Genomic DNA, 14,245 nt, shown 5'->3' with positions numbered 1-14,245 from the left:
GCAGGATTCCGGGCCGGTCACACAGCGTACGAGGACGGGGTCTGCGCCGGTGTTGCGAGCGCACACCCCGGCGGTGCCCCGAACGTCGCTCAGCGCACCGCGACCACGGCCGATCCGTGCCCGAACAGCCCCTGGTTCGCCGTGATCCCCGCGCGTGCCCCGGCGACCTGCCGGTCGCCCGCCTGCTGCCTCAACTGCCAGGTCAGCTCGCACACCTGGGCGATCGCCTGAGCCGGAACCGCTTCGCCGAAGGAAGCGAGACCGCCGCTCGCGTTCACCGGTATTCGCCCGCCCGGGCTCGTCGCACCTTCCCGCAGCAGCTTTGCGCCTTCTCCCTCCGCGCACAGCCCCAGGTCCTCGTACCACTGCAGTTCGAGGGCGGTGGACAGGTCGTATACCTCCGCGAGGGACAGATCCTCCGGTCCGAGGTCCGCCTCCTCGTACGCCGCTTTCGCGATCGAGGCGCGGAAGGTGTCGGGGTGCGGCTGCACCGCCACCGCCGAGTCGGTCGCGATGTCCGGCAGATCCAGGACCGTGTTGGGGTACTGCGGGGTCACGGTCGACACCGCGCGGATCCGCACCGGCCGGTCCACGCCCCGGCGGCGTGCGAACTCCATGCTGGACAGCACCAGCGCCGCACCTCCGTCCGACGTCGCGCAGATGTCGAGCAGCCGCAGCGGCTCGGCGACCACGGCGGACGCGGCGACCTCCTCGGCGGTGACCCGCTTGCGGTAGCGGGCGTACGGATTGAGCGCGCCCATGGTGGAGTTCTTCACCTTGACCTGCGCGAAGTCCTCCACGGTGTCGCCGTGCACGGCCATGCGGCGGCGGGCGTACAGGCCGAAGTACGTGGGGTTGGTCGCCCCCAGGACCCGGAAGCGCAGCCAGTCCGGATCGTCGGGGCGGTCTCCTCCCGCCGGCCGGAAGAAGCCCTTGGGAGCCGCGTCCGCGCCCACGACCAGGACAACGTCCGCGAGGCCCGACAGGATCTGCGCCCGGGCGGCGTCGACGGCCTGCGCCCCGGACGCGCACGCCGCATAGACACTGGCGACCCGGGCTCCTTGCCAGCCCAGCGCCTTCGCGAAGGTCGCACCGGCGACGTATCCCGGATAGCCGCCGCGAACGGTGCCGGCCCCGACGATCGAGCCGACGTCGCGCCACTCCAGCCCGGCGTCGGCGAGCGCCGCACGGGCCGCCGCCGCCCCGTACTCGACGAAGCTGCGCCCCCACTTCCCCCAGGGGTGCATGCCCGCACCGAGCACCGCTACCTCACCTGTCATGCCTCCACCCCCGTCGGCCGCCAGTGCCAGGTCGTCCAGACCGTCTCCGTGTCCTCGTGCAGCGCTCCGGGAACCACCTCCACCTCCATGCCCACCGCCAGATCGGCAACGGAGATCCCGGGAGCCGCCTGCCCCAGGACCACGATCCGTTCGGCCTCCAGCTCTGCAGCGATCAACGTGTACGGCTCCCACGGAAGTTCCGGGTTCGTCACATAGGGTGACGGCGGGCGATACCGGCTGTCCGTGTACGACCAAATGCGCGCACGCCGCGAGAGGGGTATTTCCTCCAGGTCCCCGCCTGGACACCGGGGATTGCGGCAGTGCCCGTCCTCGCGGGGGAAGAAGACCGAGGCGCACGCCGCACAGCGTGTGCCGAGGAGTCTGAAGTCGTCCCCCTGGCCGGCGAACCACCCTTCGACCACAGGCGTGTGTGTACGCGACAAAGCCCCTCCTCGCACCAGAATCTGACGGGACGTCAGAAGTGTGTCACGGGCTTCCGGAAATCGGCAGGGCGTCCGGTCGAACCGAACGGGCCCCTTGCTGCGTCGTGGTAACGGGAGGGACGGCCGGGTCCCACGGGGGTGGATCCGGCCGTCCCGACCTGGTAGATGCAGGAGACATGACACGTCTCTCCAGTGCAGTACGCGGTCTGATCACCGCGCTCGCCGCCCTGCTGGCGGTGACAGCGGCCTCCGCACCGGCCCCGGCGGCTTCCGCGCCGGCCCGGGCGAAAGCGGAGCCCAAGGCGCCGAAGGACTTCGTGACCCTCGCATCCGTGGACCCGACGATCATCCAGGAGATGCGCTACTTCACCCCGCACGACTTCGTCGGCGAGCGCATCGACGGCTACCAGCAGCCGATCTGCATCCTCACCCGGCCGGCCGCCGAAGCGCTCCACAAGGCGCAGACGAGGCTGCGGCACAAGGGCTACAGCCTCAAGGTGTACGACTGCTACCGCCCGCAACGCGCCGTGAACCACTTCGTCCGCTGGGCCAAGAACCTCGACGACCAGGCGATGAAGGGCGAGTTCTACCCGAACGTCGACAAGACCCGGCTGTTCGAGGACGGCTACATCGCGGAGAAATCCGGCCACAGCCGCGGCTCCACCATGGACCTCACCATCGTGAAACTCCCCGCCAGGCCGACCAGGCCCTACCACCCCGGCGAGCCCCTGGTGCCCTGCTTCGCGCCCAAGGACGAACGCTTTCCCGACAACTCGATCGACATGGGCACCGGATTCGACTGCTTCGACACCCTCGCCCACACCCTCGACCCCCGTATCCAGGGCCAACAGCGCGCCAACCGGCTGTTCCTCAAGAGCACCCTGGAGCGTCTCGGTTTTGTGAACCTCGCAGAGGAGTGGTGGCACTACACGTTCCAGCCGGAGCCCTACCCGGACACCTATTTCGACTTCCCGGTGTCCCGGAAGTCGCTTATCGGCCGCCGCTGAGGCGCCTGCTGAAGACGCCCTCCCCGTGATCGGATACATTCCGCCTCGTGTCCGAAACTCAAGCCTCCACCCCCAATTCCGCGCCGAACTCGCATTGTTCGAGCTGCGGAGCGCCCTACGGAGAGGGCGTCACCGGCTGGCCCCGCACCTGCCCGGTATGCCACGCCGTGGCATACCGCAATCCCCTGCCGGTGGCGATCGCGCTCCAGCCCGTGTACGACACGAAGGGCACCGCCCTCGTCGTCATCACCCGAACCATCGCCCCCGCGCGCGGGGGGATAGCCCTGCCCGGCGGCTACATCGACGACCGGGAGGAGTGGCGGCAGGCCGTCGTCCGCGAGCTCAAGGAAGAGACCGGCATCGACGCGGCCGGCCGCGACGTGCGGCTCGTCGACGCCATGAGCTCTCCCGACGGGCACCTGCTGCTGTTCGGACTCCTGCCGGAGCGCCCGGCCGAGGGGCTCCCGCAGTCCTCCGCCACGGACGAGACGGAAGGCTGGCATCTGCTGCGCAGGCCCGAGGAGCTCGCCTTCCCCCTGCACACGCTGGCCGTGCGGGCCTGGTTCGAGGGCCGGTACATCTGAGTCGGCCGCGTCCGGTGAGTCAGCCCCGCCCGGCCCCTCGCAGACGCACCGGGTACGCAGGCTCGCCCGTGCCGCCCTCCATCTCCCGCTCGACCACCACCCGTTGTCCTGCCCAACGGGTGACGTAGCGCTCGAGTTCCGGCTCCTCCCACCCGTCACCCGCGTCCTGCACGACCAGTCCGCCGCCGGTGCGTCCCCGGGCAGGCGCCCACACCTCCAGCTCCAGCCCGCCGTCGTCCCCGCGCACGGGGACGACGGCACCCGCGCGCGCGAGCACCGGAATCCGCGACAAGGGGGCGTCGAGGAACACCCGCCCGGGCCCCTCGTGCACCCGCTCCGTCACCGTGTCGTACCAGCGACCCCGGGGCAGTTGCACCGCACGCCGCACCGCGCCCGCGTCGAGCACCGGAGCCACCAGCAGTGAGTCGCCCAGCAGGAAGGCGTCCTCGCAGTCGCGCAGCGCACGGTCCTCTGGCGCCGACCACCACAGGGGCCGCACGTAGGGCGCACCCGTGCGCCGGGCCAGATGGGCGAGCGTCATGAAGTACGGCAGCAGCCGCCGGCGTTCGAGGAGCGCCACGCGCGCGTGCTCCAGCACCTCGGGGCCGAACTCCCAGGGTTCCCGGCGCCCGGCACGCAGACTCGCATGGGTGCGGAACAGCGGCAGGTACGAGCCCAGTTGGAACCACCGCAGATACAGCTCGGGTGACGGACTCCCGTCGAAGCCGCCCACATCGGGACCCGAGTACGGCACACCGCACAGACCGAGCCCCATGACCAGCGACAGCGAGGCCCGAAGCCCGGGCCAGCCCGTGGCCACGTCACCGGACCAGGTGCCGCCGTAGCGCTGCATCCCGGCCCAGCCGGAGCGGGAGAAGACGAACGGACGCTGCTCGGGTATCAGTTCGCGCAGACCTTCGTAGGTCGCCCGCGCCATGCACAGGGCGTAGACGTTGTGCGCTTCCCGGTGGTCCCCACCGCGTCCTTCCAGCGCGTGCCGGGCCGAGCGCGGCAGGGTCGACTCACCGAAGGCGGTGAAGGACGTGGGTTCGTTCATGTCGTGCCAGAAGCCGGAGAACCCCTGGGTGAGCCGTTCCTTGTACAGGCCTCCCCACCACGCGCGCACGCGCGCGTGGGTGAAGTCCGGGAACACCGTCTCCCCGGGCCACACGACGCCCTGAACGAGGCGTCCCGAGGCGTCCCGGACGAACGCGTCCTGCGCCGTCCCGCCGTCGTACACCGCGTTGCCCTCGGCGGCCTTGACCGCGGGGTCGACGATGGACACCAGCCGGATCCCGTCCTGACGCAGTTCCTCGGCCAGCAGCGGCAGCTTGGGGAAGTTCTCCTGGTCGACGGTGAACACCTGGTGCCCGTCCAAGTGGTCGATGTCGAGGTGGACGGCGTCGAGCGGCAGTTCCCGCTCCTGGTAGCCGGAGACGATGCGCCGCACCTCCTGCTCGCTGCCGAAGCCCCAGCGCGCGTGGTGATGACCCAGCGCCCACGCGGGCGGCAGTGCCGGCGCACCTGTCAGCGCGGCCCAGACGAGCAGCACGCGCGCGGGGGTACCGACCATCACCCAGCAGCGCAGCGGACCACCGTCCATCCGCAGCTCGGAGATCCCCGCCCGGTCGTGACCGGAACCGGCGCCCTCCTCACCCTCCCGCAGTGTCACGGTGCCGTCCCACGAGGTGTCGTGGAACGCCAGATGCGTCGCCGCATCGGCGACCACCAGCTGCACGGGCATCGTGATGGAGAGCGGATCGTCGCCGGGACCGAACGCATGGCCCGGGTCGCTGTTCCACAGGCGGTACGTTCCGGCGCGCAGCCGCGGCCCGGACGCACGGCCGCCGAGACCGAAGAACCGCGCGTCCGCGGCCACCTCGGAGCGCTGCATCCAGCGCGCCGTGCCACCCCCGACCGGTTCCCACCACCGGGGCGGCAGATCGCGGCGCAGCGTCACACCTCCGGGCGTCAGCACCTCCACCGCTCCGTGCCGCGAGACGGCCACCGTCACCCGCTCGGCCACCACACGCCAGCCACCGTCCTTGTCGGGCTCCAGGACCGCCCGGGGATCCGGCTCCGGGCACCTGCCCGCGAGCGCGTACGACGGCTCGGGAGAGGCCCCGTCCCAGCCCCAGAAGACCGCCCCGTTCACCGCGACCGCGATCCGCAGCTCGGACCGGCTGAACCGGACGATGCCGCCGCCCGGCGCCGGCTCCACCTCCTGCACGGTCCCCGGAACCCGCGCACGCTCGGCCCCCCGCGGCGGCAGCGCGGCGGAGTCCACGCGCTTCCTGCGCCATGCGGCTCGCACGGTACGCAACCCCTGGGCCGCCCCCGCAGAACCGACCGCCCGTATCGAACGCACCAGGTCACGACCGTTCATGCTGCTCACCCTGCCATTGACCGCCCCACGCGCGCGTGTCGTTCAACTGCCGTTCACCCGTGCCCGGACCACATCTTCACGGCACGGACTATGTGGTGCGTGCCCTGGTGCGGAAGTCGATCACATGGCATCGTCCGTGTCAGCCGCGTAACGCGCACACCCCAGCACGTGCGCGACCGACGCACACGACGCGTACAGTCCGGGAGCTGCCCCATGTCGACCGTGAACCCCCAGCCGCTGTGGCGGCCAGATCCGGAGCGCGTCGCCCAGGCGCAGGTGACCAAGTTCCAGGCCTGGGCGGCCGAGCACCACGGTGCCCCGGCCGAGGGCGGTTACGAGGCGCTGCACCGCTGGTCAGTGGACGAGCTGGACACGTTCTGGAAGGCCGTAACGGAGTGGTTCGACGTACGGTTTTCCACACCCTACGCGCGCGTGCTCGGCGACCGATCGATGCCGGGCGCCCAGTGGTTCCCCGGGGCGAGCCTCAACTACGTGGAGCACGCCCTGCGCGCCGCGGCGACCCGCGCGGACGAACCGGCCCTCCTCCACGTGGACGAGACGCACGAACCGAGCCCGGTGACCTGGGCGGAACTGCGCCGCCAGGTCGGCTCCCTGGCCGCAGAACTGCGCGCCCGCGGCGTACGCCCCGGAGACCGCGTCAGCGGCTACCTCCCCAACATCCCGCAGGCCGTCGTCGCCTTCCTGGCGACGGCCACGGTGGGCGGCGTCTGGACGTCCTGTGCCCCCGACTTCGGCGCCCGCAGCGTCCTGGACCGCTTCCAGCAGGTCGAACCCGTCGTCCTGTTCACCGTCGACGGCTACCGCTACGGCGGCAAGGAGCACGACCGCCGCGACGTGGTCGCCGAACTGCGCCGTGAACTGCCCACGCTGCGAGACGTCGTCCACATCCCCCTCCTCGGCACGGAGACCCCCGAGGGCACCGTGGCGTGGTCGGACCTGACCGGTGCGGACGTCGAGCCCGTCTTCGAGCAGGTCCCCTTCGACCACCCCCTTTGGGTGCTGTACTCCTCGGGCACGACCGGTCTGCCCAAGGCCATCGTCCAGTCCCAGGGCGGCATCCTGGTCGAGCACCTCAAACAGCTCGGCCTGCACTGCGACCTGGGCCCCGAGGACCGCTTCTTCTGGTACACGTCGACCGGCTGGATGATGTGGAACTTCCTCGTCTCCGGCCTTCTGACCGGGACGACGATCGTGCTCTACGACGGCAGCCCCGGCTTCCCGGACACGGGCGCCCAGTGGCGCATCGCCGAACGCACCGGCGCCACCCTCTACGGCACCTCGGCCGCCTACGTGATGGCCTGCCGCAAGGCCGGTGTGCACCCGGCGCGCGATTTCGACCTCTCCAAGGTGGCGTGCGTCGCCACCACCGGGTCCCCGCTCCCGCCCGACGGGTTCCGCTGGCTGCACGACGAGGTGCGCGACGATCTGTGGATCGCCTCGGTCAGCGGCGGCACGGACGTGTGCTCCTGCTTCGCAGGAGCAGTACCGACCCTCCCGGTGTACGTGGGCGAGCTCCAGGCGCCCGGTCTCGGCACCGATCTGCAGTCCTGGGACCCGAGTGGCAGGCCCGTGATCGACGAGGTCGGCGAACTCGTGGTCACCAACCCCATGCCGTCGATGCCGATCCACTTCTGGAACGACCCGGACGGCAGCCGCTACCACGACAGCTACTTCTCCACGTACCCCGGCGTATGGCGCCACGGCGACTGGATCACGGTCACCTCCCGCGGCTCCGTCGTCATCCACGGCCGCTCCGACTCGACGCTCAACCGCCAGGGCGTGCGCATGGGTTCGGCCGACATCTACGAAGCGGTCGAGCGCATTCCGGAGATCAAGGAGTCCCTCGTCATCGGCATCGAGCAGCCGGACGGCGGCTACTGGATGCCTCTGTTCGTCCACCTGGCCCCCGGCGCGACCCTGGACGAGGCCCTGCTGGACCGCATCAAGCGGACCATCCGCGAACAGCTCTCACCGCGCCATGTCCCCGACGAGGTCATCGAGGTGCCCGGCGTCCCGCACACCCTCACCGGCAAGCGCATCGAGGTCCCGGTCAAGCGCCTCCTGCAGGGCACGCCCCTGGAGAAGGCCGTCAACCCGGGCTCCATCGACAACCTGGATCTGCTGCACTTCTACGAGGACCTCGCCCGCAAACGCGCCTGAGACGCGTCCCCGAGGGACCAACAAGGCGCTCAACCGCCGTAGGTGGCCTCGGACTCGCCCAGCACAGAGGCGAAGTCCGAGGCCAGCCGCACCGCCTCGGCCGGCTCCAGCGCGGCCACCGAAATGCGCACTCCCGGTGGCGTCGACGCACGGAACCGTGCCCCGGCCGCGACCCACCAGCCGTACGAACGCAGCCCGTTCACCACGGCCGCCTCGTCCCGCACCGGTACCCACAGGTTCATCCCGCTTGCCCCATGGGCGTCGATACCGCGCTCGCCCAGCGCGTCGCGGAGAGCCTCGCGGCGCAGCGCGTACGCCTCCTCGGCGCGTGCCACCAACGCGCGCGTGCCGTCGTCCGTCAGCAGTCCGCACACGATCCCCTGGAGCAGATGGCTGACCCAGCCGGACGTCAGCAGCAGCCGGCCGTCGTGCCGGGCCAGCGTGGTCGCGTCACAGGCCGCCGCCGCCCAGCGCAGATCGGTGCCAAGGAACTTGCTCACCGTGCGGACGTGCACCCAGCGCGTCAACCCACCGGCGCTCAGCGAGTGCAGGGGAGCGCCTGACACAGCCGAGGCGTGATCGTTCTCGACGACCAGCACGTCCGGTTCCTCCCGCAGGACCTCCACCAGGGCATCCCGGCGGGCAGCGGAGAAACAGCCGCCGTAGGGGTTCTGCGCCCGCGGACTGCACACCAGGGCCCGCACACCCGCGCGCAGGGCCGCCTGCAGGGCCTCGGGCCGCAGACCTTCGTCGTCCACGGCCACCGGCACGATTCGCAGCCCCAACGCCGTGAACAGATCAAGCAGATGGTGATAGCCGGGATCCTCCATGGCCACCGCGTCGCCGGGCCGCAACTCCACGGACAGCAGACGGCCGATCAGATCCAGCGCCCCGTGCGCGAAGGTCACCTGATCCACCGGCACACCTTCGGACCCGATCCAGTCGCGTACGACCTCCTCGAGTCGCGGCAGCCTCGGCATCGTGCGGTGTGCACGCGTGCCGGGGGACAGGTGCGACGGCGGTACGAGAGCGGGCAGCAGGGCGGGATCGGGGTGCCCGCCGGACAAATCCCTCAGCCCCTTCGGGACTTTGGGCGGACGGCGTGATGCCACCGCGGGCGCCGGCGCCACCACGGTCCCGCCCCGCCCGCGCGTGACCACGATGCCGCGCCGGCGCAGCTCCTTGTAGGCCGTGGCGACCGTACCGGGACTCACCCCGAGGTCTTCGGCGAGACGCCGCACGGGGGGGAGCAGCGCCTCGGGCGCCAGTGCGCCTTCGGCCACGGCTCGTTCGACGGACGCGGCAATTCCCTTGGCTGTCGTACCACTGATCCCATATTGTGTTGCCACGTTTCACATTATGTATCAGTACATAAGTTCTGACAAGGGGGATCAGTGCTTCCGATACGCCGCGCAGCCGCATGGTCGAGTCGGATACCCGGAGGGCGCGACGGACGAAGAATGCTCGTCATCGCGCTCGTCGACCGCACCGGCAGCGGCCTGTGGGCAGCCGTGTCCGTCCTGTACTTCACCTACGTCTCGGGCCTCTCCGTCGCCGAGGTCGGCACCCTGGCCGCCACCGCCGGAGCCATCGGCATCGCCGGCGCACCCCTGGGCGGCCGCATCGCCGACCGGTTCCCGCTGACCCGGGTCCTGCTCATCGTGCAACTCCTGCGCGCCCTGGCCTCCGTGGCGCTCCTCACCACGAACGACTACGCCCTCCTCCTGGCCTTCTCCGCCGTCGGCAGCCTCGGTGACCGCTCCGCGAACGTCCTCACCAGGCTCTACGCGACCCGCGTGGCAGGCCCGGACCGCGTTCGCTACCAGGCGGTTCAGCGCACCATCGCCAACGCGGGCTGGGCCCTGGGCGGACTCGCGGCAGCGGGAGCCCTCGCGCTCGGCAACACCGCCGCCTACCAATGGCTCCTCGCCGGCGACGCCCTCTCCTTCCTCGCCTCCGCGCTGCTCACCCTGCGCTGCGGCGAACCCCCGTCCGCCGCCCGCACCGTCACCAGCTCGAAGAGCCCGGCTCCCACGGTCGAACCAGCACGGACGAGCCCCTGGCGGGACCGCACCTACCTCGCCTACGTCGCCACCGAGACGGTCCTCTTCCTCGACGACGCCGTCTTCAAGGTCGGCCTGCCCCTGTGGATCGCGCACACGGGCAACGTGCCGCACGGCCTCGCCCCCCTGCTGCTGGTCCTCAACAACGTGATGGTGGTGGCCCTTCAAGTCCCCCTGGCCCGCTTCGGCGCCACCGCCACAGCCGCTCGCGCGCTGCTCCTGCCGCTGTCCGCGGCCTTTGCCCTCGGCGGCGTCGCGATGGCGTTGTCCTCCACCGGCGGCGCCGTCACCGCCACCCTGTTCCTCACGGGCTCGGCCGTCGCCTTCACCGTGGCCGAGATGCTCCACGCCACCGTGTCCTGGGAGCTCTCCGTCGCCCTCGCCCCCAAAACCGCACAGGGCTCCTACCTCGGCGTGCACGGCCTGGCCCAGTCCGCCCAGCGCAGCGTCGGACCACTCGCCGTCACCGTAGCCATCGCCACCGGGCCCGTCGGCTGGACCTGCTTCGGCGCAATCATCGCCCTGACCTGCACGATCCAGCACCGCGTGATCCGTGAGCGCCTCGTCCGCACGTCGTTGTCAGTGCCGCCGGTTACTGTGAGTGAGCATTGATCGACTGCGTACAGGGGGAACGATGACACGCACCGACCACCAGACCATGCGCCGCGTCCTGCGCCGCGAAATCGCGGGCACCATCGGCCTGTTGACCGACGAACACGACTTCCGTGCCATGCGTCGCTACCGAAGTTTCACGTTCGACGACCACGCGCTCTACCTCCAGCAGGTCGAAGCGCTCCTGAAAACCCGCGCCTCGCAGGGCAGCCACACCACGGTCGCCCTCTTCGACCCGCAGGAGTACGCCGACTTCTGCACCGACAAAGGCCTCGACCCCGACGCCCAGTCGAGCCGCGCACGCTTCACCGCAGAACTGTCGACCACAGGCGCCGTCCTGCCCTACGAAGGCCAGCCCCTCGCCGACCTCCTTCCCGCCCTCGTCGACGAAGCCGTCCGACAGGCCACATGGGAGTACGCGTCCACGCTCCTCGCGCGCCTCGGCGCCTGCGCCTCCTGCGGCGAGGACATCGGCCGCGCCGCCTTCACCCGCGCCTCCCACCTCCTTGTCCGCATCCTCGAGACAGCGGGCACGGGCAACCGCCACCTCGTCTGCAGCGTCTCGGCAGAGCCGGAGACACTCTCCTCGGTCCTCCACGCGGACGAGGACGAAGACGGCGGCCTCCAACTCGACGAGGCCGAAGCCCTCGAATTCACCACCGTCCTGGCCCTGGGCCTCGCCACCCAGACCCCGGGCGGACTCGTGATGCGCACCAGCGCCCCCGGAACCCCCGACCGGGTCTACGGCTGGCGCCTGCGCGGAGAGGGCATCGAACCCCTCACCGCGGGCGAGGTGTTCGACGCCTACTGCACCGACATCGAATCCGGAGACCTGATCTCCCCGGAATCGGACGTCGACTACTGCGTACCACCCGACCTCGGGCCGGAAGGGCAGGAGCCGGGTCACCACCGCTGAACGAAAAGGGGCGCTCCACCCGCAAGTGGAGCGCCCCCCCTCGGGACACGATCGGCACAACGACAGCCGTCGTCGTCCCGCTACTCGCCCGACAGCACCGCCTGAGCCGCGTTGCGCGCCTCCTCGGCGCTCTCCGTGGCCCGGGCCGCCGCAGCGGCACGCTCGCACTGAGCCAGCGTGTACTTGCCCAGTGCCGCCCGCACATAAGGAATCGACGCCGCACCCATAGAGAGGGAGGTGACGCCCAGCCCGGTCAGCACACATGCGAGCAGCGGGTCCGACGCGGCCTCACCGCAGACACCACAGCTCTTGCCCTCCGCCTTCGCGGCCTCCGCGGACAGCGCGACCAGGTCGAGCAGCGCGGGCTGCCAGGGATCCTGCAGACGCGAGACCGCACCCACCTGACGGTCGGCGGCGAAGGTGTACTGCGCAAGGTCGTTGGTCCCCAGGGAAAGGAACTCGACCTCCTGCAGAATCGACCGAGCCCGAAGCGCGGCCGACGGAATCTCCACCATCGCGCCGAACTTCGCCTGCAGACCCGCCTCACGGCACGCGTCCGCGAACGCTCTGGCGTCGGCACGGTCGGCCACCATCGGAGCCATGACCTCGAGGTGCACCGGCAGCCCCTCGGCAGCCCTCGCGAGCGCGGTCAGCTGGGTGCGCAGCACCTCCGGGTGGTCGAGCAGCGTCCGCAGACCACGCACACCCAGTGCGGGGTTCGGCTCGTCGGCCGGCGTGAGGAAGTCGAGCGGCTTGTCCGCACCGGCGTCCAGCACACGTACGACGACACGGCCCTCAGGAAACGCCTCGAGTACCTGTCGGTAGGCCTCGACCTGCTTCTCCTGCGACGGGGCGTTCTTGCTGTCGTCCAGGAAGAGGAACTCGGTGCGGAACAGACCGACACCCTCGGCCCCGGCCTCGACGGCGGCCGGCACGTCCGCGGGACCGCCGACGTTGGCCAGCAGCGGCACCTTGTGACCGTCGGACGTAGCGCCCGGACCGGTGGCGGCGGCCAGCGCCGCCTTGCGCTCGGCGGCCGCGGCCTCCAGGCGGGCCTTCAACTCCTCGCTCGGGTTGACGGAGATCTCGCCGGTGCTGCCGTCGACAGCGATCACGGTGCCTTCCGCCAACTCACCGGCGCCCGGAAGCGCCACCACGGCCGGAACACCGAGCGCCCGCGCCAGAATCGCACTGTGGCTGGTGGGCCCGCCCTCCTCCGTCACAAAGCCGAGGACCAGGGCCGGATCCAGCAGCGCCGTGTCGGCAGGCGCCAGGTCACGGGCGATGAGAACGTACGGCTTGTCACTGTCCGGTACGCCCGGCATCGGCACCCCGAGCAACCGGGCGACGATACGATTCCGCACGTCGTCCAGATCGGCCACGCGACCGGCCAGATACTCGCCGGCACCGGCCAGCAGCGCGCGGTACGCGGCGAACGCGTCGTACACAGCGCGCTCGGCCGTGCTCCCGACGGCGATCCGCCGTTCGACATCCGCCATCAACTCGGGGTCCTGGGCCATCATGGCCTGCGCCTCGAGCACCGCCTGGGCTTCGCCCCCCGCCAGATTGCCGCGTGCCATCAGGTCGGCCGCCACAGCTTCCACGGCCTGGCGAGCGCGCCCCTGTTCACGCTCAGCGTCCTCCGCCGGAATCTGCTTGGCAGGCGGCTCCAGGACCGCCGTTCCCATGTGCCGAACCTCGCCGATCGCCACTCCGTGGCTCACACCGACGCCTCGCAGCGTTGTCTCCATCTCACCCGTCTCCGATAGTGCGGCGGGTCCCGCCGCCGCGGTGGTTGCACTGCAGGCCGTCATGCCGACGGCCCTGATGTCACTTCCAGACGAAAAGGCTGTCGCCGGCCTTCACGTCGCCGTTGTCACGAAGATCGGAGAGAGCCTCGGCCGTGGCCTCGAGCGCCACGATCGGACACACAGCGGACTTACCGGCGGTCTCAACGGCAGCGGGGTTCCAGCGCACCACGCCCTGCCCCCGCGTCACGGTGTCGCCCTTGTTGACGAGCAGTTCGAAGCCTTCGCCGTTCAACTGCACGGTGTCGATGCCGAGGTGGACGAGCACGCCGTGTCCGTGCTCGTCCACCACGACGAAGGCGTGCGGGTGGAGGGAGACGATGACCCCGTCAACGGGAGCGACGGCCTCGGAAGGCTCACGCACAGGGTCGATCGCGGTGCCGGGGCCGACCATGGCGCCGGAGAAGACGGGATCAGGTACTGCTGCCAGTCCGATGGCGCGTCCAGCGATCGGGGACGTCACGGTGGTCATGGGAAGCCTCCCAGGGGTGGAGATACGAGGGCCGTCACTGCCTGTACCGGACGGCGCACTCTGGGCAGGTTATGTCAGATGAAGTGCCGGTTCCGCGTGAAAGGTACCGGATAGTGGTCTAGACCACCACCCTAATGGATTTGCACCGGCTTCCCGGCCCCGTGTACAGTCGTACTCCTGCTTGAGGCCGAGCGACGCGACCAAGCGTCCTTGCTCAGCAGCACCCATACTCGTCAGATCCTATCCCGGGGTCACCTTCTGCATGCCCGCAGGACGGTGGTCAGGGCGACGGAAAAACGCTGATAGAGTTTGGGACACCGAAAGGGAAGCGCCCGGAGGAAAGCCCGTGAGGGTGAGTACGAAGGAAGCGTCCGTTCCTTGAGAACTCGACAGCGTGCCAAAAATCAACGCCAGATATGTTGATACCCCGTCTCCGGCCGGTTCGGTCGGGGCGAGGTTCCTTTGAAATACAACACAGCGAGGACGCTGTGAA

The 14,245-nt window shown here is 70.3% G+C and carries 11 protein-coding genes; 5 read left to right on the top strand and 6 right to left on the bottom strand.

Translation table 11 applies throughout. The features are described 5' to 3' along the window. Positions 1–89: 89 nt before the first annotated feature. Both JYK17_RS37365 and JYK17_RS37360 read right to left on the bottom strand, forming a co-directional pair. Positions 90–1,280: a lipid-transfer protein gene (locus JYK17_RS37365; protein WP_108011168.1), complete on the bottom strand. Its 1,191-nt coding sequence runs from the start codon at positions 1,278–1,280 to the stop codon at positions 90–92. Continuing rightward, on the bottom strand, positions 1,277–1,702 hold the full coding sequence (locus tag JYK17_RS37360) for a Zn-ribbon domain-containing OB-fold protein (RefSeq protein ID WP_108011166.1): 426 nt from the start codon (positions 1,700–1,702) through the stop codon (positions 1,277–1,279). The genes JYK17_RS37365 and JYK17_RS37360 overlap by 4 nt, the downstream gene beginning before the upstream one ends. 197 nt (positions 1,703–1,899) lie before the next feature. Here JYK17_RS37360 and JYK17_RS37355 point away from each other — a divergent pair, with 197 nt between their 5' ends. Both JYK17_RS37355 and JYK17_RS37350 read left to right on the top strand, forming a co-directional pair. Further along, the gene (locus JYK17_RS37355; protein ID WP_108011164.1) at positions 1,900–2,730 is read left to right on the top strand and encodes a M15 family metallopeptidase; all 831 of its coding nucleotides are present in this window, start codon (positions 1,900–1,902) and stop codon (positions 2,728–2,730) included. A 47-nt stretch (positions 2,731–2,777) separates the two neighbouring features. Beyond that, positions 2,778–3,314 (top strand): NUDIX domain-containing protein, encoded by a 537-nt coding sequence (locus JYK17_RS37350; protein WP_016434129.1) that lies wholly within the window; start codon positions 2,778–2,780, stop codon positions 3,312–3,314. A gap of 19 nt (positions 3,315–3,333) precedes the next feature. Here JYK17_RS37350 and JYK17_RS37345 read toward each other — a convergent pair whose 3' ends face one another. Next, positions 3,334–5,700 carry a glycoside hydrolase family 31 protein gene (locus JYK17_RS37345; RefSeq protein ID WP_108011162.1) on the bottom strand — a complete coding sequence of 789 codons (2,367 nt, stop codon included), beginning with the start codon at positions 5,698–5,700 and terminating at the stop codon, positions 3,334–3,336. 213 nt (positions 5,701–5,913) lie between these two features. Here JYK17_RS37345 and JYK17_RS37340 point away from each other — a divergent pair, with 213 nt between their 5' ends. Then, positions 5,914–7,881, top strand: a complete 1,968-nt coding sequence (locus tag JYK17_RS37340; RefSeq protein WP_222812136.1) for an acetoacetate--CoA ligase — start codon at positions 5,914–5,916, stop codon at positions 7,879–7,881. A 29-nt stretch (positions 7,882–7,910) separates the two neighbouring features. On the opposite strand, the gene JYK17_RS37335 is transcribed toward JYK17_RS37340, so the two are convergent. Further along, positions 7,911–9,230 (bottom strand): aminotransferase class I/II-fold pyridoxal phosphate-dependent enzyme, encoded by a 1,320-nt coding sequence (locus tag JYK17_RS37335; RefSeq protein ID WP_222812135.1) that lies wholly within the window; start codon positions 9,228–9,230, stop codon positions 7,911–7,913. Between the two features lie 111 nt (positions 9,231–9,341). Here JYK17_RS37335 and JYK17_RS37330 point away from each other — a divergent pair, with 111 nt between their 5' ends. Further along, positions 9,342–10,556, top strand: a complete 1,215-nt coding sequence (locus tag JYK17_RS37330) for an MFS transporter (RefSeq protein ID WP_222812134.1) — start codon at positions 9,342–9,344, stop codon at positions 10,554–10,556. Between the two features lie 22 nt (positions 10,557–10,578). Continuing rightward, positions 10,579–11,472, top strand: coding sequence for a DUF8829 domain-containing protein (locus JYK17_RS37325; protein WP_108011154.1), 894 nt, complete (start codon positions 10,579–10,581; stop codon positions 11,470–11,472). Between the two features lie 80 nt (positions 11,473–11,552). Here JYK17_RS37325 and ptsP read toward each other — a convergent pair whose 3' ends face one another. Together ptsP and JYK17_RS37315 are read right to left on the bottom strand one after the other, a co-directional pair. Further along, positions 11,553–13,223 carry a phosphoenolpyruvate--protein phosphotransferase gene (ptsP, locus tag JYK17_RS37320; protein WP_222812133.1) on the bottom strand — a complete coding sequence of 557 codons (1,671 nt, stop codon included), beginning with the start codon at positions 13,221–13,223 and terminating at the stop codon, positions 11,553–11,555. A 79-nt stretch (positions 13,224–13,302) separates the two neighbouring features. Further along, the gene (locus JYK17_RS37315; protein WP_108011150.1) at positions 13,303–13,752 is read right to left on the bottom strand and encodes a PTS sugar transporter subunit IIA; all 450 of its coding nucleotides are present in this window, start codon (positions 13,750–13,752) and stop codon (positions 13,303–13,305) included. Between the last annotated feature and the right edge of the window lie 493 nt (positions 13,753–14,245).

It is taken from the genome of Streptomyces plumbidurans (assembly GCF_019857225.1).
In the GTDB taxonomy this organism is placed as follows: Bacteria; Actinomycetota; Actinomycetes; order Streptomycetales; family Streptomycetaceae; genus Streptomyces; species Streptomyces plumbidurans.
The sequence above is the reverse complement of the archived record's forward strand: the minus strand, read 5'-3'. Positions and strand labels throughout refer to the sequence as shown.